The sequence below is a fragment of the Desulfamplus magnetovallimortis genome, assembly GCF_900170035.1.
Taxonomy (GTDB): domain Bacteria; phylum Desulfobacterota; class Desulfobacteria; order Desulfobacterales; family Desulfobacteraceae; genus Desulfamplus; species Desulfamplus magnetovallimortis.
The window spans coordinates 101,007-123,176 of the sequence record NZ_LT828555.1; the positions used below are offsets into that span (position 1 = coordinate 101,007).

Consider the following 22,170-nt stretch of genomic DNA (forward strand, 5'->3'; position numbering starts at 1 on the left):
CTGTAGCATCAGCATCCAAAAATGAATTTAAACCTTCATGGCAGAGTTTATTTAACGGTCAAAGCCTTACCATTAATGTCATCAGTGATATTTCGACGGTATAAAATTTTTTTCAGGTGGTGAGGCACCATCTGATATGTATAGGTGTGATTATTATTAACAGCTTAAAGGAGTAATGAATGATGAGTAAAAAATTGGTATGCTTTATGTTTTCCCTTGTTTTTGCAGTTGTATTTGCAGCCACAGGAATTTACGCTGGAACAGAAGTAGCAGATGTCTTTAAAATGGAAACAAAAGAGTACGCAACACGTACAAAGGGTCTTGTTGAGTTCACCCACAAGAAACATGTAGAAGACTATGGTATAAAATGTGGAGATTGTCATCATGATGACAAGGGAAAAGCCCTTGATCTTAAAGCAGGTGACAATGTTCAAAGATGCGTAGAGTGCCATAAAGAGACAGAAAAAGCACCAAAGGGTGAAAAATTGAAGAAAAACGAAAAGATAGCAAAATATCACAAAGAAGCCCTTCATGCCAACTGTATTGATTGTCACAAAGATTTTAATAAAGAGAAAGGCTACAAAGGCAAAGATCCAAAAGCCGCTCCCCAGAGCTGTGCATCATGTCATCCCAAAAAATAGAAATCATTTGCCGTCAAATTTTTTGATTTTCATGTAGGGTGATCGCAGTCACAACCCATGAAGTTCTAACAAATAGAAAAGGATTTTTCTCTTTAATTACAGGGAAAAATCCTTTTTTACTTTTTGAATTATGGCTTTTCAAATTTAGGAAATTGAAGGAGGCAAAATTTTGTTATGATTTGTTTTTCATATATTTAAGAGCATTTCTGACAATTGCATCTGCCCACTCAGGAGTGCTTGCTGCTAAGATATGAGTATATGTCCCAAATACATTCTCTTTGAAAAAACCATCTTTTTTGTGGATTATGCCTTTTCCCCTCTGCATGACAAAAGCCATATCACTATCCTTGTAGTCAATATCAATCACTGATGAGTACCTGAATTCATGGCCTCTGAGGATCTGTCCAACCTCGTAAAAAGGGTTTGGATTTACCACCTCAACCGTTGTATAACCATGTCCTACCGGACGTTTTGACAGACCAAAATTGAGAGGAAGAATATCGGTCATAGGGTATGTGCGGCCATTAAGTGTAAGGTTTTTGCCAAGAAAAATCAGCCCTCCGCATTCGGCGTATATTGGCAGCCCTTTAATGGCAAGCGCTTTCATGGCTTTTCTGAAAGATTCGTTTTCCGCAAGTTGTGCAGCATGGGTTTCAGGGAATCCTCCTCCCATATATATTGCATCCACGTCAGGTATGGTTTGCTGGGACAAAGGAGAGATATATTCCAGTTGAGCACCTCTTGCTTCCAGTGCTTCAAGGTTGTCAGGGTAGTAGAACTGGAATGCAGAGTCTTTTATGATTCCTATAACAGGCGTTTTATTATGTGGTGAGGTATTTTTCTCTTGTGAATTGAGGTCTGCGCCTTTTGGGGGCTTAAAATCAGGATCTGATTGGGGGGGCTGGCATTTTTTATCTAATTGTTTGTTAAAAAGAATCGGTTGTGTTTTTTCACAAGTTGGCACAACGTTTGAAACTGCAAGATTAGCCGATTCTGGAAATATCTCTTCTGATATCCTTATGCACGATTTATAAAGGGTATCAAGGTCAATGTATTGACTGGCAACCTTGGAAGCAGCTTCAAGTGACTCAATGGCAAGTTCGTGTTCGGCTGATGGCACAAGGCCCATGTGGCGTTCCGGAAAATCATCAGAGGTCAGTTTGGGCACAGAACCAAATACAGGGATGTTGCAGAACTGTTTTATATTATCTCTGACTTTGCCTTCGTGTCGTTTTCCGGCAACCTGATTAAGAATAACCCCCATTATGTTGACGTGGGGATCAAAATGAAGGCATCCCATAAGAAGTGCAGCCATGGTTCTGGTGCTTTTTGTGCAGTCCAGAACTATGAGAACAGGCAGATTAAGGAGTTTGGCAATTTCCGCAGTGCTGGTACGGCCATCTGTGTCAATGCCGTCATAAAGTCCACGATTGCCTTCTATTAGTGCTATATCTGAATTTTGGGTGTGGTTGTGAAATGTATGAAGTGTCTGTTCTGTGGAGCAGAGGAAAGTGTCCAGATTATAGCATGGCCGACCGGCTGCCTGGGCAAGCCAGCCGGCATCGATATAATCGGGGCCTTTTTTGAAGGGTGCCACATTAATATCAAGTGTTCGCCATGCAGCTGTAATGCCGAGGGAGATCACTGTTTTGCCGGTACCTCCCTTGAGACCAGCAATTACTATACCGGGAATATTTTTATCAGAAACATGCATGGAATTTGAAGTCATGGGGCTTCCTGGAAGGCATCGCACAATGACAGGCTTGGTTCAAAATAAAGAATCAATGCCTGTTGCGATTACTCTTCACCCTCTGAAGCGTGCTGTTTTCCGCCGCCTTTAAGGCCATACATTGTAGTACTTCCGCTGGACCAGAATTCCAGTACTCCTTCTTGCACCATTTTATTCACAACATTTTTAATGGCTCTGGGTTTGTCATCAGGAAAAATAGCGTAAAAATCCTTAATGTAGAATTTTGATTTGTTTTTGGCTTTTTTTGTCAAAAAATCAACAACTGCCTGGGTTGCTGCTTCTTTATTGTCAAGAAGATCACTCATATTGTTTCCCTCTCTACTTTTTTAACATAATAGCCGAAGTGCCTCCATTATGGATAATGGCACTTCGGCTGAAAATCACGTCAGGTTTTAATTATTGTAGAAACAACAATTTAGAACTTGAACTGTGTTGACTGTCGCCATGACATGTATGCCTGCTGACGGAAATCATCAATAAGATGATGAGTAAAGTCAAGCTCGCATACCTCAAAGAATTTTTCCCATCCAATTCTCTCTGCCCAGTCACCAAGACGCTCATATTTGTTTGCACCGTTGGAGTAAGCATTTACCATTTTTGTGATGGCGTCTGTCATGGATGGCCATCTTGGCATCTCATTGGGAAGGAAGGCCACAACAACCTTGGAGAATTTAGGATCGCTGATTCTGTTGGAAACCTTACCGCCAGCCATAAGAACTATACCGTCACCCTCTGTATCAGCAAGGGGAAGTGATGGACACATGGTGTAGCAGTTACCGCAGAACATGCAGCGTTCATTTTTAATCTCAACTGATTTTACCTCTTTGCCGTCATCAAGAGTCACTTTTGCAGGTTTAATTGCAGCAGTAGGACATGCGGAGATAGCAAGCGGGATTTCGCAAAGTCTGTCAAGATATTCGTGGTCAATCATTGGGGGTTTTCTGTGATATCCAAGGATGGCGATATCAGAGCAGTGAACAGCACCGCACATATTGAGGCAGCACGCCATGGATACTCTAAGCTGTGCAGGAAGTCTCATCTGCTGGAAATCATCAAACAGAACGTCCATTGTTGCTTTTACTGTACCAGAAGCATCAGTAGCAGGAGTGTGGCAATGGATCCAACCCTGTGTATGTACTATGTTGGTAACACCTGCGCCGGTTCCGCCAATGGGAAACTTATAGCTTCCACCAGGGAATTTACGGCTCTTAAGATCATTTTTCAGTGGCTCTACTTTGTCTTTGGAATCCACCATGAACTCAATGTTGTTACGGGTGGTAAACCTGAGATGTCCGTCACAATGTTTTTCTGCAATTTCGCAGATTTCATTGATGTGTGTAGTACTCATGAGACGGCAGCCACCAACTCTTACGGTATATACCTCGTCTCCGGACTCTGCAACATGTACCAAAACACCTGGCTCAAGAATCTCGTGATGAGACCATTTGCCTTTGTTTTTCTTGATAACTTCAGGATAGAACTCTTCAAAGTGTCTCGGACCAATATCTGTGATCCGGTTTTCCATCGGTTTCTCTGGATTGTAACCAGATGATATAAATGCCATTGTATATCTCCTTCCCTTATCTCAGATGGTGTTTTCTGTATTCAACAACATCACGTTCCCAGCCACCGTCAACCTCATCCTCTTTCCAGAATATGTATGGGTTGGTTCTCGGATATGCAACATGCTGAGGCTGTGGATCAATGCCTGTAACTTCCAGCAGTTTCTGGAAGCCCTGGCGCATGATAAGCTCACCAAGTCTCTCACGGTTTTTGCCTTCTTCCATCCACCAATCCCAGATACTTTCAATGACCTCTGTAATGGCTTCGTAATCATTCTCAGGATTAACCTCAACAAAGGGAACCAGCAGAGAGCCCATCTGGGCACCATCAAGAATAGGAGCCTTTGCACCTACAAGGATGGAACATCCTCTGTCATCACCAATTCTCAATGCTCTTGGCATTGTGTTGATGCAGTGCATGCAACGGGTACAGTTTGCATTGTCGATAGAGAGGGTTTTATTTTCAAACTTCATACATTTTGTTGGACAAAGTGCAAGAACTTCTTTTTCAATATCAAACGGACCCCAATCTTTACCTTTATGAGCACCTGCATTTGCAGGATAGCCAGGATCATTTTCAACATATTTGTTGACTGCATCCTGATCAACTTTGATAGCATCTCTCCAGGTTCCGATGAAGGACATGTCTGAACGGGCGATGGAAGCCACACAGCCGTTGGGGCAAGCATCCATTTTGAATTTGAACTTATATGGGAACGCTGGGCGGTGAAGCTCATCCTGGTACTCATTTGTCAGGAAGTGACAAAGGGCATTGGAGTCGTAGCAGGCATACTGGCATCTGGATGAACCAAGACAGTCAGCAGGGGTTCTAAGGTTAGAGCCTGAACCACCCAGATCCTGATTCAAATCATGGGTCAGTGTGTAGAAAATTTCCTCAAGCTGTGGAGTTGTGGTTCCAAGGAAAATGATATCTCCTGTTGCTCCATGCATGTTGGTTACACCGCTGCCTCTGAAATCCCAAAGTTTTGTAAGTTCTCTCAGATAGCTTGTTTTGTAGTATTTACCACAAGGCTGGGCTACACGCATGGTGTGAAAATGCTCAACACCAGGGAACAGTTTAGGCTGATCACAGTAACGACCAATAACACCACCACCATAACCGAAAACACCTACGATACCGCCATGTTTCCAATGTGTTCTTCCATGTTTGAAAGAAAGTTCAAGAACTCCAAGAAGATCCTCTACTGCATCCTGAGGAATCTGAAACTCAACACCTGCTTCATTCTTTGCTCTGACTTCAGCCTGCTGCTTAAGGTCAGAAACAAAACTCGGCCATGGGCCAGATTCCAACTGGTCCAGTAAAGGAGTTTCATGTTTTGCCATTTACTTACCTCCGTTAAAAGTTAAATTACATTCTCTTGATGAAACTCTCAATAAGGATACCGTACCCCAAAAAAGAGATTTCATTCAATTGTCATGCTTCACAGTTGTCTATGTTAAAGATGATCTTTTGGCAGACCACCGTCGGTTTCTCAGCCCGGAGTGGCAGATAATCTTAGGTCATATAAGATTTCTGTGAAGCCTTGTCAATAAAAAAGCATTTTTTTCCTGACTCCCCAATTTTTTGTGATAAAAATTTTGCATGGGAATGGATATTTTGTTTAATAAAAATAAATTCGGGATTTTCAGGGTTCCCTGTATCGGTTATCATGTCAAGGATCTGTAAGAGAGCTTTGTGATCAAATAGCTCAAGGTACTCTGCAAATTGCAGTGTTATGGTTTTTTCTTGGTAATCTATGTGGTAATTAACGGTATCAGTTCTCTTGAGGTTTAGAGCCCTGAAAAAACCTTTGAGGATATAGTTTATGCTGTCGTGATGAACAAGGCAATATTTGCCTGTTCCATCTATCCTGTCAATGCGCATCCTGATTGAAAGCATTACGAGAAAAAGCAGGAGGCCTTTGTTTATCTCTTCTTTGTCAAATGTTGGCTCACTTTCGGATAAAAACATTGATGTGTAGCTTCTTACAGTAATTAGTTTGACATCAAACCCGTTATCAAGGGGTTTTGCAACAAAATCTCCAGCAGCATGATGCCAGGGAAACACCTGTTCAAATGTGTTCAGATCATAAAGTGTTGTAAGGATTTCAGACGCCTTTTCATATATTTCAAAATATTCGGGCCTGTGGTACTCAATTCTTGTTCCATCGCTGTTCCATAAGTTGAGAGTGTCAAACTCTGAAGAGTCACTGAGATGGTCTGGCGAGTCAGTAACTTTGCCTGAAAAGTTGCTAATGTGCTCTGAAGAGTCAGCAAAGCTGCCTGAAGAGTTGCTACTGTGCTCTGAAGAGTGAGCAAAATTCCCTGAATTGTCAGTAAGGTGGAACTCTCTGTAATCTTCAAACCACTCTGCCAGAAAAAAAGCTATTGTCATCCCTCTGCACTCCTGGGTGCCAAACTCAAAAACATGGGGAATTAAATGCCCATCTGTTTTGCCTTCAAGTTTTTTAAGGAGATTGTATTCTCTCTCAATAAGTGAAAGACCCTGGGAAGAGAGAGCGCCATTTAGAGCAAAAGTTCTCCATGAACCTCCCCTGAGTGATATTTTGACACGAACAGGGTGGTAAAATGCACCATGTTTTTCAAGAAAAAGATCCACGTCTGTGATCTCTTTTTTAACTGTTTCTCCGCTGTCGGGAGATTGTAGAGATGGTGTTTTAGAAGATACGGTTTGAAAATATGGTACGGCAGGTGTTTCAGTTTGGGATGCTATGACCTTACCGTGAAGAGATGCTTTGTTTTCATAGTCATAGGTGGCTTTGGTCTGACATGTTTTGCTTTCATAGCCATAGGTGGTTTTGGTCTGACATGTTTTGCTTTCATAGTCATAGTTGGCTTTGGCTTTACATGAAGGTTCAGCCAGAAGTTTTTTACAGGTTTCAGGTGAAAGTAAGATGGGTGAGAGAAAAAGTTTTGCTGCCTCAAGATATTCATGGATCATAATAGAATTAGATGAATCTTCTTTATGGGCAGGATGTAAACTATCTTCAGGATTCTCCTGCAGCAGTGGCTTGTTCCACAAATAAGATGATGAGTCCAGTTCACCAGGAAAGCCGGCAATATGATATTTGAATACAGGGCAGCTTTTTTTCATGGGGGTTATCTGTATGGCTCCAGCTCTTTTTTAAGGGCATCTGCAACCGGAAAACCCAGTTTTTCTGATTTGTCACAATGTTCAATTGCCAGGTCAAATTCTCCCTTTTGTAAATAGGCAACTGCAAGATTATTGTGGGCAATGGGAAATTCGGGCTGAACATTAACGGCTTCAAGATTTGCTTTTATGGATTCGTTCAGAAGCCCTTTCATAAGGTAGGCATTTCCAAGGGTGGTGTACGCCTGTACAAATTTGGGGTTATGGACAATGGCCTTTCTGAGGTTCTTTATGGCAAGATCAAGTTTCTCTTCGTCATCTTCCTTGTTTTTTCCGTCAATTAGCTGAAGTAGAACAAAACCAATATTGGCATATCCTTCTGAAAACCCGGCTCTTGCCTTTACAGCATGTTTATTGTATCTGAGGCAACCTTCAAGGTCGTTTCTTTGGAGACATAAACCACCAAGAAGAACGTATGCTTCAGCAAGGTTGGGGCTTGCCTCAACAGCGTCATGAAGGGACTGCTCGGCAGCATCGTAGTCTTTTTTACCCATAAGTGCCACTGCAAGATTATAGTGTGTGGTTCCGCACTCGGTGTTATGTTTCAGTTGCTGACGAAGCTTTTCAATATATTCATCAGCATTTTGGGCTTTTTGTGTTTCCGCCATTATTGATATTCCTATGAAAAAATATAACTGTTATAATCTATTTGTAACCCTGCCATTCAGGAATAAAGTATTATGGCATATTTCATTTATCAGGTTACACTTTCCATATCACCATCCCCATTTTCAGGGGTTTTCATAAAAAAAGTGTAAACTACTTTTTGGTGTAATATGAAACATGTCAGTATTATGAGTTTGAAAGAAGGGTTATTATTCCAGACTAATCCTTGACAAGGAGCAGAAACAGACTGAATGCTCCTTAAAATAAAACGATTACTATATTTTTGATCTTTGCTTCTGTCAAGGGAAAAACTGTGAAATTATTGAATGCAATTACTTGACCCATTTAATGGAGAAGTGGTAATATCTTCAATATTTTATATTTTTTCCATCTCAAATATCATTTATCAAAGGCTTTAATATTATTTATCAAAGGGTTTGAACAATTATGAAAACAGGATGCTATACTGCACTGATCACACCATTTACACCTGACGGAGCCCTGGACAAGGATGGCCTTGGGCAGCTTGTCCGATTTCAAATTGAAAATAACATTACCGGTATTCTCGCTGCCGGTACCACAGGTGAGAGCCCAACGCTTAAGTGGGAGGAGCATCTCGAGGTTATTTCTGATGTGGCTGCTGCCTCAAAAGATCACTGCATATGTATCGCAGGGGCAGGAAGCAATAACACAGAAGAAGCCCTTGGTGCAGTTGGACATTCCCAGGATGCCGGAGCCCATGCGGTTTTGATGGTTGATCCATATTATAACGGCCCAAGCTCCCTTGAGATCAGGCGGGAGTATTACGAGCCTGTTGCAGAGACTTTCCCCAACATGGAGATCATTCCTTATATTATTCCCGGGAGGACAGGGGCACAGCTTTTGCCTGAGGATCTTGCAATTTTGAGTGAAAAATATTCCAATGTTGCCTCAGTAAAAGAAGCAACCGGCAGTATTGACAACATGAAAAGAACCCGGGTTTGCTGTGGGGATGACTTTAAGATTTTTTCAGGTGATGATGGAATTCTGCTTCAGATTATGTCAGATGCAGAAATCAGAGCCTGCGGTGGTATTTCAGTTCTTTCCAATATTGTACCAAAGGCCATGACAGAAATGGTTATGCTCTACCATCTGGGAAAAACAGAAGAGGCTGCTGCACTTAACCGTTCCTTAGAACCTCTACTTGGTCTTGTCACTGTTGTCACCAAAGAGGTGACTCCAAAGGGCTCTGTCAACTGCCGTGCAAGAAATCCCCTGGCTTTGAAAACACTTATGCAGATACTTGGTCTTCCTTCCGGAGGTTGTCGAAGACCTGTGGGCAAAATGACAGAGCAGGGAATTGCTGTTGTGGTTGATGCAGCAAAGAAAGTTCAGGCAGAAAACCCCGAACTTCTGGCACCACTGGCCGATTTTTTTAATGTTGATATTGATGAGAGGCTTAATAACCCCGAGTACAGAAAAAATTTGTGGTATAATTATTGATTGATGAACCTGTAAAAATTCTGGTTTTAAGATTTTTTTGGCCAACAACTGACTGAAATTATTAATAGTAGTTCTGGTATTTTTGTCTTTTTGTGAGGCCATCATTGATTGATCTTCAAGAGTTTTGTTGACACCTTTCACTATTTTGGGATAAGGATATTATCAACTGTTGTCAGAAGACAACCATTTTTGCTTTATGGATTAAGCTTTTTCCCTTAAGAATCGTTTTAAAATAGTATTAATAATAACTGATGGCCATGAAGGTTACAGAAAATTTGAATATTCTGTTCCTTTATGGCTTTTTTTTGTTGAAAAACTCTTACTGTGTAGACTTCCAGAAAAATATTTTTCCATCTCAACTTTGAAGGGCAACTACATAGGCTTGCCCCTACGTTGTGCTTGCAAATTTAATTATCTGGAAAATTATAGTTTTTAACACCATAGCATTTTAGAAAAGGAGGACAATACTATGTCCATAAAATTCAGAAATAGTGATACTATTTTGTCAAAGTCCCGTAACATTATTGTAACTGTAACTCTTTTGCTGGTTGCTGTAGTACTTCTTCTGTTGAATGGGCAGATTGCCCACGCTCATTTTGGAGCTGTTATTCCCTCTGATGATATTGTAACCCAGGAAGAGACAAAAACTCTTGAGGTTCAGGTTAAATTTATTCATCCTCTGGAGCAGCACTACATGGAGATGGTAAAACCCGTTAAATTTGGTGTTATGCATGGCGGAAAAAATATTGATCTTCTCTCGTCGCTAAATGAACTTAAAGGGAAAAGCCCTGATCAGACTGAAAATTTTACCTTTTGGTCAACAGAGTACTCAATTCGCAGACCAGGTGATTATACATTTTTTGTTGAGCCTGCTCCTTACTGGGAACCTGCCGAAGATGTTTTTATTGTTCATTATACAAAAGTTTGTGTTAATGCCTTTGGTCTTGAAGAGGGATGGGACGACCCGGTTGGCCTTGAAACAGAAATTATTCCCATGACCAGACCATATGGGCTGTGGACCAATAATCTTTTTACAGGTCAGGTTCTAATTAAGGGAAAACCTGTTCCATTTGCCGAAGTTGAGGTGGAGTATCTGAATGAAAGCCCAGAAAATCCATCAATTGTAGTTGCTCCTGCCGATGCCTATGTAACACAGGTTGTAAAGGCTGATGTTAATGGAGTATTCAGTTATGCAATGCCAAGGGCAGGGTGGTGGGGCTTTGCTGCTCTTAATGAAGCTGACTGGAAAATCAAAAATGGGGATGAAGAAAAAGGTGTTGAAATTGGAGCTGTTTACTGGGTGCGTACAAGGGATATGAAATAGTTCGCAATTTGTAAATACTCAAAGTCGCCCCCTATGATCTTGTAAGCCTTGTCTTGTCAACAAAGTCTGAATCAGGATTCCCAGGATTAACAAAGATAAGCCAGGATTATCTATCCTGAACATCCTATCCATCCTGCTTATCCTGGTTCAGACAACGGCAATAACTTATGAAAAAGCAATAAGATGTCGATTTTGAGTAAATATGTTGATATTGCATACATTACAACCTTAAAAGGATTGAAATACGATATGAATACAAAGTTTCATTATCAGCTCTTTTTTTTTACAGCCCTTCTTTCGATTATCCTGACAGCAGGTAGTGCAAGTGCTCATAAGGTAAATCTTTTTGCCTATGTTGAGGGGGGCAGAATTTATACTGAAAGTTATTTTCCTGATGGTCGAGCAGTGGAAAAAGGCAAAGTTATGGTGTATGACAGTGAGAAAAAACTGCTTGTTGAAGGCGATACGGATAAAGATGGGTTATTTGATTTTGAAATACCAGCTTTGGACGATCTTGATATTGTGCTTGATGCCACAATGGGACACAAAAACAGCTTTAAATTGAAAAAATCCGAGGTGGAGGCAGGAAAGTGAGGCAATTTTTTTGTGATGAATTTTTGATGTGGCTTGCTTTCTGCCTTTTGCTTGTTCCCTTTGCTTCTCCTCTGTTGGCTTTTTCTGATGAGCCATCACCACCTTTTTCTTCTTCGTCTGTACAATCTGCTGAAACGCTTCAGGAATCATTTCATGCTGATGGATGCCAGGAACTCAAAGATATGCTGGAAAATCAGAACACAAAAATAGTTGGAGAACTAAGAAGGGTGAAAAGGGAGATAGCTGCTTTAAAAGCAGAGCTTGACAAGCCGGGATTAAAGGAGATATTTGCTGGCATAGGCTATATTTTAGGGTTTTTCGGAGTTGCTGCATTTGTGGCTGCCCGTAATCAGAAAAAGAGTAAGGAGTGTTAGGTTAATGCATATTTCAGACGGGGTGCTTCCTGTCTCTGTTACAATTGGATGTTATGTAGCATCTGCTGGCATTCTTACATGGAGTACCCGCACTACCCGAAGTGAGGATCTGCCAAGGCTTGCTGTTATGACAGCAGCCTTTTTTGTGGCATCCATGATTCATGTGCCATTTGGCCCCACAAGCGTTCATCTTTTGATTCCGGGGCTTGCAGGAGCCATACTGGGATCTTCTGCCTTTCTCTCTATCTCGCTTGGCCTGCTTCTTCAAAGCCTGCTTTTTCAGTTTGGAGGGCTTACAGCACTTGGTGCAAATTCACTTATGATGGGAATACCTGCTGTTATGTGCGGCTGGTTTTTCCAGAGATTCAGGGGTGAGAATCAAATGAGACAATCCATAACAGGCGGTATTGCCGGAGCTATGGGGTGTACCCTGGCGGCAGTTGGCCTTGCTCTGTTGCTTGCCACTGGTGGTGAGGATTTCATGGGTGTTGCAAAAATAGCACTTGCAGCTCATATTCCTGTTATAATTATTGAAGGTGTTGTGAGTGGATTTACAATTGGCTTTTTGGCAAGGGTTAAGCCCGCTCTTCTCAATCCTTCTTTTGTCCGTTCCAGCGTAGGAGTTACCCGTGAATGAACCTCTGGTGATCTCTTTTTTGGTTCCCTGGTGGCAAATTTTTGCATTTTTTATTTTTCCCTTTATGCTCTTTTTTTCTGGGCTTTATTTTTTCGCATTAAAACTGATGCATCAAGATCATCTGAAGAAGAGAAGGATTGGTCTGTGCCTGACCTTTCAGACAGCTTTGAGGGATCTTTTTTTCATAAATGGGATGTTAGATGTAAAATTATCACCATACTATGTTTCTGTTTTATGGTTGCATCCATCAGCAATTTTGCTGTTGCTCTTATTGCTATTTCTTTTGCCCTGCTTGTCATTGTCATGGCACAGGTATCCCTTCAGAGGGTGTTGAGGCGTCTTCTTGCAATTTCAGGTTTCATGCTGATGTTTCTTTTGATTATGCCTTTTTCAGTGCCTGTTTTGCCTGGGGATACCATTATTGTCCCCAATGGTATCCAGTGGATGGGGTTTAATATGCGCGGCCTCTATCTGGCCGCTACTGTTGCTTCCAAAGCTGTTGCCATTACCATGATGATGGAGCCTCTTTTTTCCACAGCACCGCTTCCTGTAACTCTGCATGGACTTTCACGCCTTGGTGTACCTGAAATGGTTGCTCAGATGATTCTTTTGAGCCATCGTTATCTGCACGTTTTCCGCCATGAAGCCAGTCGCATCTCTTCCGGAATGAAGGTAAGGGGTTTTCGTAAAAGAAGTGACCTTGCAACACTTCAGGCTGTAGCAAATTTTACAGGAATGCTTTTTGTGCGAAGTTTTGATAGAACCGAGCGCGTCTTTGATGCAATGAAAGCCCGTGGTTACAAGGGGTGTTTTCCAGAACCTCTTGTGTTGAAGATATATCCTTTGGATATATTTATTTCGGGGATAGGTGTTGCTATGGGTGTTCTTCTTATAGCTGTGGATAAGAATTTTTTTATATGAAAGTCACATTAAGTGGCTGTTTTTAAAACGACTTTCATCTCTTCGATTGTGGCGTGAATCCGCCATGTACGTTAAAAAAAAACAGTGCTTTGTCAGCACATATTTTAAAAAAATCCAAAACTGATTTATTAGCTTTGACAAAGTTCTGGTGCTGGAGTGAGACTTTTAAAATGCACGATCCCCATATGCCCTTTTCCCATACAGTTTCAGGAGAAACACTTTTTAGTGTGCGTGGTCTTTCATACTCCTATCCAGACAATACCAGAGCTCTTGCATCTGTCAATCTTGAGATTGCAAAAGGAGATCGTCTTGCTCTGGTTGGACATAACGGTTCCGGTAAAACTACTTTGATGAAACATCTTTGTGGGCTGCTTATGCCATCGCACGGGAAAGTCTTCTTTCAGGAAAGGCTCCTTGAAGGGGAAAATCTTGACGATGCAAGGTTAAAGATCGCTCTTCTTTTTCAAGATCCAGATGACCAACTTTTTGGACATACTGTTCTTGATGATGCAGCTTTCGGGCCTCGTCACCAGGGTCTTACAAAAGAAGCAGCAGAGGCTGCTGCCCTTGGTGCACTTAAGCAGGTACATCTTGAGCATATGGCATATAAAGCACCTCATAATTTAAGTTTTGGGCAGAAAAAAAGGGCAGCGCTTGCAGGCCTTCTGGCAATGAAACCGGAGGTACTGCTTTTGGACGAGCCAACAACCAATCTTGATCCAAGTCAGGAGCAGGTTTTTCTGGATCTTCTGAAATCATTCTCAGGAACAATTGTCTGTATAAGCCATGATCTGATTTTTCTGTACGATCTTTGTCATAGGGCAATTGTAATGGAGAAGGGAGAAATTCATCATGATTACAGCATGAAAGAGCTTGTATCCCAAAAAAGCGCATTGCGTGGGCATGGTCTTGATTTTTCATTCAGGATGGTTTTGCCGGCTCTGAAGTCACACAGTAATGGTTCAGAATATGATAAAGATCAGACTATAATTAAACCGGCAGGAAAGATGGTTGAGTCCACCCTGAAGTCACATAGTAAAGCTTTGGAATGTGATAAAGATCAGACTGCAATTCAATCGACAGTGAAGTTACATACCCATGAGTGTAATCGTACACCTCTCCTTCATTTGAAAGGCTACAGTTTCTATTATCCTGATGGAACGGCTGCCCTTAACGGAATTGATTTCAAGGTTGATAAAGGTGAAAAAATTGCCCTTGTAGGAGAAAATGGGGCAGGCAAAACAACTCTACTCTCATCTATTCTTGGCTTGCAAAAGGGAAAGGGTGAATTCTTTTTTGACGGAATGAGTGTTACCAGAAAAAGCTATAAAAAACTTTGGCAGAGGGTTGGGATGGTGTTTCAGGATTGCGCTGATCAGCTTTTCTGTCCAAGTGTAGATGAAGAGATAACCTTTGGACTTCGTCAACTGGACATCTCGCTGCCTGAAAGAGTGCAACGTATGCAGAATGTGCTATCCATGGTACATCTTGAAGGTTTTGAGAAGAGAGTGCCCCTTAATATGTCAGGTGGAGAGAGAAAAAGGCTGGCTCTGGCATGTGTACTTGCAATGGAGCCGGAAATTGTAATTCTGGATGAACCCACAGCCGGTCTTGATCCACAAGGCGAAGAGCTTATGCTGGAGATAATCAGAAGGCTTGATGCCACCCTTTTGCTGGTGAGCCATGACATGTTTTTTGTAGGAGAGCTAACAAATCGCACAGTTGTTATGCACAGGGGCAAGATAGTTGAAAATCTTACCACACATGAATTCATGAAGGACGAACGACTTGGAAATTTGAATGGCCTTGCCTATGCCTATCGAAGAGAGAGTACCCATGCCATACAGATGCTACAGCATGAGCATGAACACAGCCATCTTCATCACCATCTGCACAGCCATATTCATCGTCATGGAGATGTTGTACATGAACATTTTCATGAGCATGCCCATGAGCATCCCCACCGTTTTGTCCATACACATCCAGGAGAGGAAAAAAGCCACCATCATGCCCCAAGGCGTTATCATGATCATCAGCATCCTGATCATGAATCTGAAACTCATGATCATATGCATGATTAATTCTATATTTTCCTTACCGTGGAAATGGATACAAATTTTCATCTTTGGGTTTGGCTGAATCACAGCCATAACAATTTAGAGGTTTTATATGAAAGTCGCGGTAAAAGCCTGTTTTGAAAATGACTTTCATCTCTTCGATTGTGGCGCTCATCAGCCATGTACGTTTTATGGAATTATTTCTCTTCAGGTACTTAAATCACTATGTAGCGTTTAACGCCCGCAGAACAGCTTGTGGTTCTTTGGCTACTACATTAAGTAACACACGGGCAGGGCCTTGTGGAGTGCGATCACCTCGCTCCCAATGTCGTAGTGTGCCTATACTTATTCCAAATGCCAATGCAAATTCATTTTGCGTCATGCCCACATTTTCGCGGATGGTCTTTACATCTACTGGAGATAGCTCATGAACTATAGTCCCTTTTAGTTTGCCTTCAGCATAGTTAATTGCTTCATATAATCCCTGCTCTATACTTTTAAATGCATTACTCATGATTATTGCCTTTGTTGATATTCTTCTAAAAGTATCTTCGTCAGTTTTGCCAAAATACTACGTTCAGCCGGACTAATATTCGTTTTTTCTGATTTTCCAAAGAGAGTAAGCAAAAACAGAGGATAGCGTGAATCATGATAGTAATAGATCACGCGAACACCACTGCTTTTACCGGCATTCTGACGTTTCCACCGCAATTTACGGATTCCACCCGTTCCCCTCAACAGTACGCCTGCCAATGGATTGGTAGCAAGATACATAATAAGTCTTTCTCGTTCAGTATCATCAAGTAACTTGCTCGCACGTTTAATAAATTCTGGAAGTTCAACCACTGTATTCATCTTTTATATGAAAGTCTCTGTAACAGCCTGTTTTAAAAAACGACTTTCACTCCTTAGATTGTGGCAGGTATCCGCCATGTACGTTATATGAAAGTCCCCGCAAATGGCTGTTTTTATAAAGACTTTCAACACTTCGATTGTGGCGGTAATCCGCCATGTACGTTATATGCAAGAACTCACAGTCCGCGGTTTGAGTTCTTTCATTCTTTGTTGTGTCAGATGGCTTGACATGGTCGTTATTAAAATGACTTTAACCTTTTTTATTGTATCGGGTATCTGTCACATATGTTATGCTGAAATCAGTACAAGTGCTGCAAAGGCTGTCAAAACCCCTGCCCATTGCTGTTTTCCCAGTCGTTCTTTTAGTATTATCCATGCAAGCATAACTGTTGAGGCAGGGTAGAGTGCTCCAAGTACAGCAGATACATCAAGGCGCCCAAGGTGAGCTGCCATTGAAAAAAGGGCATTTCCAACAGCATCAAGCACCCCTGTAATGACAATGAAAATCCACTGTGACCTTATGGGTATAAGGGGCTGCCTGCCTGCATATGCCAGGCAAAAAAGCAGGGATACAGAAGCCGCCCTTGCTCCGACAAGGGGCCAGATCACGGCAAGATCGTTTGCTTTGTCAATAAAGATGAAGAAAAAGCCAAAACCAAGACCTGCAAGAGTTGAAAGGTAAAACTCTTCCCATGTCATTTTGAAACTGCTGTCAGAAGATGATGAGAGAAGCCATACTGCTATCATGACGCAGAGAAAGCCCAAAAATTGTGTGGCTGTTGGAAGCCCCTGAAAAAAAGCAGCATATCCAATGGGAACAAGGGCTGTAAGAACAGCCGACATCGGAGCTACAATTCCCATGCGCCCCTTTGCAAGTCCCCTGTAGAGCATTATCATGCCAAATGCACCAAAAATTCCTGCAAGTGCTCCATGACAAAAATATTTAACAGGAGGAATTATTTCCGAGGATAGCATTGCCATGACTGTCAGAATTATGCCACCTATAAACTGAGATGCTAAAATTACACCCACAACATTTCCTTTTCTGGAGGCAAAGCCACCGCTGAAGTCCCCTGCGCCCCATGCCACTGCACTGCCAAGGCCGTATGTTACGGCCAGCATTTCTGCACTTATCATATCTCTCCTAAATATTCTATTAGAAAATCTCCATAATGTGCTGAAATAAAACGACTTTAGCCGTTCGTTGTGATACTTCAGCAATCATGGAGGTTTATTAAGTTATTATTGCAAATTTATCTTAAACCTGTTGTTATATCAAGTCAAAAGAGGGTTATATAAAGGATATGAAACATAACTGTCAATAGGAGTGTCTATACATGAAATCAGTTAAAGAGGTAAATGAAATTATAAACAACAGTCTGTTGTCACCTGGACGCAGAATATACTGTTCCGGAAATGCAGCAACACCCCAGGCTTTTTTAAGGCAGATGGCATCAGACCAAAGCATCACAGATGTGGAGCTTTTAAGCGTTCTTCTGCTTGGTGATGTGGGTTCTGTATTTGATGAAGATGTATGCCGTAGGATTACCCATCGTGTAATTTTTAACAGTCACCACTCCCGTGGTGCTGTCAACAAAGGTCTTGCAAAATATCAGCTTATTCATCTTTCTGATATACCAAGGCAGGTGAAGGAATTTTTAAAGCCTGATGTTGTTCTGGTATCTGTATCAGGGCCTGATAACGGCGGCAACTACAGCCTTGGTACAACTGTTGAGGGGGTTATGGCTGCCATACACTCTGCAAAGGCTCAAAATGGCCTTGTGATTGCAGAGAGAAATGACAGAATGCCATTTATTCTTGGCACCACTGTACCTGAAGAGGTTATTGATTATATAGTGGACGTGGATTATGACCTGCCTGTCAGTCCTGTCAAAAAACCGGATGAGCTTGCCGACCGTATAGCCAATCTCATAGCCCATCTTTATATTGAAGATGGCTCAACCATTCAGTATGGCATTGGCGAGGTTCCGGAAGCTGTAACCCGGGCAATTATCGACAAAGGGGTAAAGGATCTTGGTATCCGCACAGAGCTTTTTGCAGATGCCATGCGGACACTTGTTGAAAAAGGCATTGTAACCAACCGTTACCTTAACAACCCGTTTTCCATAGCAAGCATTTTTCTTTCCGGAAATCGTGGCGGCTACAACTGGATGGATTTTAATAGCTCCATCCAGAGCCGTCCATCTGACAAGACCAACAGTATCTTGAACATTGCCCGCCATCCAAAGATGATTGCCATAAACAGCGCCATTGGCGTGGATTTGCATGGTAATATATGGGCTGATTCCCTTGATGCCAGAAAAATATACAGTGGAGTAGGTGGACAGGCGGATTTTTTGAGGGGGGCTTATCTTTCCGAAGGAGGTGTACCCATTATTGCCATGAAATCTTCTACTGATAATGGTCTTTCCAAAATCCAGGACAAGTGCCCCGAGGGAATTACCACAACTGCCATTGCTGCCGATCCAGTAATTATTGTGACTGAATATGGGGCATTTGATCCAAGGGGACTTAGCATCACAGAACATGCTGTGGGTATTGCACATCTTGCAGCTCCTGAAGCCCGGGAAAATCTGCTTAGGCATATATATGACAGCGGGCAGTTTCATAATCCATCCCAATATTTGAGAAACGGGATACCAAAAGGGTTTTTCCCGTATGAAAATTTTGTAGGAATGAGTCTTAAATAACTTGTCCATTTCAAAACAGGTGACCTTGTGGATGAATATGACAAACCTATCCTGGTAGAGAAGGGAATAGAGAAGGGAATAGAGGACACCATGCCAGTGCTGGTAGTTTCTTGCAGGATGCAGGAGCGAAGGTTCCGGTGTGGTTTGCTTTTATTAACTAATTTAGGGTTAGTTTGAACCATGATTCAAAGGATTAAGGGATGACCATGATTGTATTTTTGCATTTATGCTGCTTTTGGGGCAAAATCATGGCAATCCTTTAATCATGAAAATCGAGGTTCAGCAAGCTTGATTTTCATGATAGTTGAGGAATTAAAATGGATGATATTAAAAGAATACCCTATGGAAAAGGAGATTTTGAGGCAGTCAATGCCCAAAATGACTACTATGTAGATAAAACTACCTATATCCCCGCCCTTGAGAGAACCCCCTATGTTTTTTTGATCAGACCAAGACGCTTCGGCAAGACCCTCTTTTTATCCATGCTCCACTCCTACTATGATATACTTAAAAAAGATAGATTCAGGGATTTTTACCGTGGAAATAGATACAAATTTCTATATTCGGGGGTGCCTGAATGACGGCCATGACCGTTTACCGTGAAAATGACTATTATTTTTATATTTGGAGGTGATTGATACATAATCAATCATGCCTGTTTACCGTGAAAATAGATACAAATTTCCATATTTGGGGGTGGCTGAATGCCGGCCATGACCGTTTACAAAGATACCTGGATAGCGAACAACCCCACCCTTGAGCGGGCAAAATACATGATCCTGGAGTTTAACTTTTCCGCAGTTATAAAAGATAGAGAAAAGGTTCAGGATAATTTTAATTTTTACTGCAATGTGAAAATTGATGATTTTGTAATAAGGTATAAACAGTATATTCCTGATAAGGTATTTGAGAAACTGCGTAAAGATAAAGACATTTCAGCATCGGAAAAGCTCCAGATACTTTCAAGCGGTTTAAAGGATAGCGATGTCAAACTATATCTTTTGATAGATGAGTATGACAACTTTGCCAACTCCCTGCTTGCAGAATACGGCCCTTCAGAATATAGAAAACTGACAAGGGAGGCCGGTTACTTCAAGCAGTTTTTTACCCATTTAAAAGATATGGCATCTGGCAGTGATGCAGGTCTCGCAAGGATGTTTATTACAGGGGTCTCTCCGGTTACCATGGATGATGTTACAAGCGGTTTTAACATTGGCGATAACATCTCCATAGAAGATCAGTACAATGGGATACTTGGATTTACCAAAGATGATGTTCTAAAGATGATAAATTATTATAAAAATGCAGGTTTGTTTCATCTTGATGAGGTGCAATCACTAAATATCATGGAAAAGTGGTACGGCAACTATTTTTTTGCAAAGGATGGCCAATGCCCTATGTTCAATACAGATGCCATTCTCTATTTTATGAAGAAATCCTTTGGAAGAAAGAAATTTATACGTGATCTTATAGACGACAACCTTCGCATGGATTACGGCAAGCTTAAGCACCTTATTGTACTTGATCAAAAATTAAACGGCAATTTCAGCAGATTAAAAGATATCATAGAAAAAGGCTCCATAACATCCACCATAAACAAGAGTTTTCCCTATGAAAAACTTGCTGATTCATCCAATTTCATCTCCCTTTTATATTTTTTTGGCCTTTTAACCTTTAAAGGCGTTTTCAGCAAAGGAGATCCGGTTCTCACCATTCCCAATGAAACAATCCAGAAGCTTATGTACGAATATATCTGCGAATCATATGATGATGTGGATATTTTTTCTGTTGATATTTACAGCTTAAGGGAGAAATTCAGATTTCTTGCCTATGACGGCGAGATGGAGCCATTATTTGAGTTTCTTTCCTCCGAGATAAAAAGGCAGACAAAGGTAAGGGATTACATTCAGGGAGAAAAGGTGATACAGGGCTTTTTCATGGCCTATTTAGGTCTGTTTGATTTTTACATATCCCTTTCAGAGGAGGAGTTCAATAAAGGATATGCTGATATTGTCATGAAACCCTTTTTCCACAAGTATCCGGATATTGGGTATGGATGGCTTTTTGAGCTTAAATACATAAAAAGATCTTCAACTGCCGGTAAAGTTGAAAAAGAGGGAAAGGGAGAAAGAAGCAAAAATGAAGATAAAATTAAAAACAGAAAACTTGAAGAGAAGATAGCAGAGAAGGTGAAGGAGTCCAGGGAGCAGTTATCAGGATACAGCAAAAGCGATGCCTTAAAAGAGATGATGAATGCCTCACCCTATGGTAATGTACGGATCAAGAGAGGTATTGTGGTGTTCCATGGCTGGGAGATGGTCTATATGAGTGATGAGGGGGAGATTTGAACCATGATTAAAAGGATTAAGGGATGACCATGATTTTATTCCTGCATTTATGCTTGTCTGGGTTAAATCATGGAAATCCCTTAATCAGGAAAATCAAGGTTCAAACCAGATAAATATACAGCCTAAGGAGTTGATGCGTTTTTTTTATGATAAAAGGAGGGGACAGATGAAAAAACTACCCATAGGTATATCCACATTCCAGGATATTATAACCGAAAACTACTGCTATGTTGATAAATCGGTACATATCCGCCAGCTTTTGGATGGTGGGAAATATTATTTTCTTTCACGTCCCCGGCGTTTTGGCAAAAGTTTATTTCTGGATACACTTAGATCTGCCTTTGAAGGTGAAAAGGAGCTTTTCAAGGGGCTTTACCTTGAAAATAACTGGGAGTGGAACGATAAATATCCTGTTATATCCATAAGCTTTGGAAGGGGAGTCTTAAATGGTAAAGAAGAGCTTCATAAAAGAATAACTGCGATTCTTAAGGAGCAGGCAGACAAACATGATATAAAATACAGCCATGAACTTATTGCAGATCGTTTTGCCGAGTTGATTCAGGCCCTTTATAAAAAATATGGTAAAAAAGTTGTGATCCTTGTGGATGAATATGACAAGCCTATCCTGGATAACATTGAAAACATTTCTAAAGCCGAAGAGGTTCGTGACGGCCTTAAAAACTTTTATTCCGTAATAAAGGATAGCGACAGCCATATAGCCTTCTGCTTTATAACAGGGGTGAGCAAGTTCAGCAAAGTGACCATTTTCAGCGGTCTTAATAACCTTGAAGATATATCCCTTGCTCCCTGGGCAGGTAACATTTTCGGATATACTGAACCGGAGCTGGTTAAAACCTTTGAATCAATGCTTCATGGCCTTGATATTAATTCTGTTCGCGAATGGTATAACGGTTATAATTTTCTTGGCAGCGAAACAGTTTATAACCCCTTTGATATTCTGCTTTTTCTCAAAAACAGAAAGTTTGGCAATTACTGGTTTGAAACAGCAACTCCAGGTTTCCTTGTGAAGCTTTTAAAACAGAAACGGTTTTATATTCCTGACCTTGAAGGCATGGAGGTGAACAGCTTTGTAATATCATCTTTGTCCATGGAGCAGATGACCACGGAAACAATAG

21 protein-coding genes are annotated in these 22,170 nt (G+C 41.2%); 12 read left to right on the forward strand and 9 right to left on the reverse strand.

All coding sequences use genetic code 11. The features are described 5' to 3' along the window. Window positions 1-179: 179 nt before the first annotated feature. A complete protein-coding gene (locus MTBBW1_RS21210) occupies window positions 180-641 on the forward strand; it encodes a cytochrome c3 family protein (RefSeq protein WP_245809506.1) in 462 nt (153 codons plus the stop codon). A gap of 172 nt (window positions 642-813) precedes the next feature. Here the strand turns inward: MTBBW1_RS21210 and MTBBW1_RS21215 are convergent, their stop codons facing one another. From MTBBW1_RS21215 to MTBBW1_RS21240, 6 genes are all read right to left on the reverse strand, one after another. Continuing rightward, a complete protein-coding gene (locus tag MTBBW1_RS21215) occupies window positions 814-2,370 on the reverse strand; it encodes a cobyrinic acid a,c-diamide synthase CobB (RefSeq protein ID WP_245809507.1) in 1,557 nt (518 codons plus the stop codon). Window positions 2,371-2,438: 68 nt separating this feature from the next. After that, the gene (locus MTBBW1_RS21220) at window positions 2,439-2,696 is read right to left on the reverse strand and encodes a dissimilatory sulfite reductase D family protein (RefSeq protein ID WP_080806899.1); all 258 of its coding nucleotides are present in this window, start codon (window positions 2,694-2,696) and stop codon (window positions 2,439-2,441) included. A gap of 110 nt (window positions 2,697-2,806) precedes the next feature. Continuing rightward, window positions 2,807-3,955 carry a dissimilatory-type sulfite reductase subunit beta gene (gene dsrB / locus MTBBW1_RS21225; protein ID WP_080806901.1) on the reverse strand — a complete coding sequence of 383 codons (1,149 nt, stop codon included), beginning with the start codon at window positions 3,953-3,955 and terminating at the stop codon, window positions 2,807-2,809. 16 nt (window positions 3,956-3,971) lie between these two features. After that, window positions 3,972-5,297, reverse strand: coding sequence for a dissimilatory-type sulfite reductase subunit alpha (dsrA, locus tag MTBBW1_RS21230; RefSeq protein ID WP_080806903.1), 1,326 nt, complete (start codon window positions 5,295-5,297; stop codon window positions 3,972-3,974). A gap of 172 nt (window positions 5,298-5,469) precedes the next feature. Beyond that, complete coding sequence (locus MTBBW1_RS21235; protein WP_080806905.1) at window positions 5,470-7,068, reverse strand: hypothetical protein; 1,599 nt, start codon at window positions 7,066-7,068, stop codon at window positions 5,470-5,472. Window positions 7,069-7,073: 5 nt separating this feature from the next. Further along, window positions 7,074-7,733, reverse strand: a complete 660-nt coding sequence (locus tag MTBBW1_RS21240; protein WP_080806908.1) for a tetratricopeptide repeat protein — start codon at window positions 7,731-7,733, stop codon at window positions 7,074-7,076. Window positions 7,734-8,178: 445 nt separating this feature from the next. On the opposite strand from MTBBW1_RS21240, the gene dapA reads away from it, so the two are divergent. The 7 genes from dapA (at window position 8,179) to MTBBW1_RS21275 (ending at window position 15,144) form a co-directional block, all read left to right on the forward strand. Beyond that, on the forward strand, window positions 8,179-9,213 hold the full coding sequence (gene dapA, locus MTBBW1_RS21245) for a 4-hydroxy-tetrahydrodipicolinate synthase (RefSeq protein WP_080806910.1): 1,035 nt from the start codon (window positions 8,179-8,181) through the stop codon (window positions 9,211-9,213). Between the two features lie 469 nt (window positions 9,214-9,682). Then, complete coding sequence (locus tag MTBBW1_RS21250; protein WP_080806912.1) at window positions 9,683-10,537, forward strand: DUF4198 domain-containing protein; 855 nt, start codon at window positions 9,683-9,685, stop codon at window positions 10,535-10,537. Between the two features lie 249 nt (window positions 10,538-10,786). Beyond that, the gene (locus MTBBW1_RS21255; RefSeq protein WP_080806913.1) at window positions 10,787-11,131 is read left to right on the forward strand and encodes a hypothetical protein; all 345 of its coding nucleotides are present in this window, start codon (window positions 10,787-10,789) and stop codon (window positions 11,129-11,131) included. Beyond that, entirely contained in the window at window positions 11,128-11,505 is a 378-nt protein-coding gene (locus MTBBW1_RS21260; protein WP_080806914.1) for a hypothetical protein, read from the forward strand. Before MTBBW1_RS21255 ends, MTBBW1_RS21260 begins: the two co-directional genes overlap by 4 nt. 4 nt (window positions 11,506-11,509) lie before the next feature. Beyond that, a complete protein-coding gene (cbiM, locus tag MTBBW1_RS21265; protein WP_080806916.1) occupies window positions 11,510-12,142 on the forward strand; it encodes a cobalt transporter CbiM in 633 nt (210 codons plus the stop codon). Window positions 12,143-12,286: 144 nt separating this feature from the next. After that, window positions 12,287-13,063: a cobalt ECF transporter T component CbiQ gene (gene cbiQ, locus MTBBW1_RS21270; RefSeq protein ID WP_186441599.1), complete on the forward strand. Its 777-nt coding sequence runs from the start codon at window positions 12,287-12,289 to the stop codon at window positions 13,061-13,063. Between the two features lie 170 nt (window positions 13,064-13,233). Beyond that, on the forward strand, window positions 13,234-15,144 hold the full coding sequence (locus MTBBW1_RS21275) for an ABC transporter ATP-binding protein (RefSeq protein WP_080806918.1): 1,911 nt from the start codon (window positions 13,234-13,236) through the stop codon (window positions 15,142-15,144). 199 nt (window positions 15,145-15,343) lie between these two features. On the opposite strand, the gene MTBBW1_RS21280 is transcribed toward MTBBW1_RS21275, so the two are convergent. The 3 genes from MTBBW1_RS21280 to MTBBW1_RS21290 form a co-directional block, all read right to left on the reverse strand. Further along, window positions 15,344-15,634, reverse strand: coding sequence for a helix-turn-helix domain-containing protein (locus MTBBW1_RS21280; protein ID WP_080806920.1), 291 nt, complete (start codon window positions 15,632-15,634; stop codon window positions 15,344-15,346). 2 nt (window positions 15,635-15,636) lie between these two features. Continuing rightward, window positions 15,637-15,975 carry a type II toxin-antitoxin system RelE/ParE family toxin gene (locus MTBBW1_RS21285; RefSeq protein ID WP_080806922.1) on the reverse strand — a complete coding sequence of 113 codons (339 nt, stop codon included), beginning with the start codon at window positions 15,973-15,975 and terminating at the stop codon, window positions 15,637-15,639. A gap of 288 nt (window positions 15,976-16,263) precedes the next feature. Further along, window positions 16,264-17,112 (reverse strand): EamA family transporter, encoded by an 849-nt coding sequence (locus MTBBW1_RS21290; RefSeq protein ID WP_080806924.1) that lies wholly within the window; start codon window positions 17,110-17,112, stop codon window positions 16,264-16,266. Between the two features lie 200 nt (window positions 17,113-17,312). Between MTBBW1_RS21290 and MTBBW1_RS21295 the strand changes: the two genes are divergently transcribed. The 4 genes from MTBBW1_RS21295 to MTBBW1_RS21310 all read left to right on the forward strand — a co-directional run. After that, a complete protein-coding gene (locus MTBBW1_RS21295; RefSeq protein ID WP_080806926.1) occupies window positions 17,313-18,686 on the forward strand; it encodes an acetyl-CoA hydrolase/transferase family protein in 1,374 nt (457 codons plus the stop codon). A gap of 317 nt (window positions 18,687-19,003) precedes the next feature. Further along, window positions 19,004-19,267 (forward strand): AAA family ATPase, encoded by a 264-nt coding sequence (locus tag MTBBW1_RS21300; RefSeq protein ID WP_080806928.1) that lies wholly within the window; start codon window positions 19,004-19,006, stop codon window positions 19,265-19,267. A gap of 123 nt (window positions 19,268-19,390) precedes the next feature. Then, a complete protein-coding gene (locus tag MTBBW1_RS21305; RefSeq protein ID WP_080806930.1) occupies window positions 19,391-21,034 on the forward strand; it encodes an AAA family ATPase in 1,644 nt (547 codons plus the stop codon). 166 nt (window positions 21,035-21,200) lie between these two features. Then, a partial coding sequence (locus MTBBW1_RS21310; protein ID WP_186441601.1) for an ATP-binding protein occupies window positions 21,201-22,170 on the forward strand: 970 nt, incomplete at its 3' end.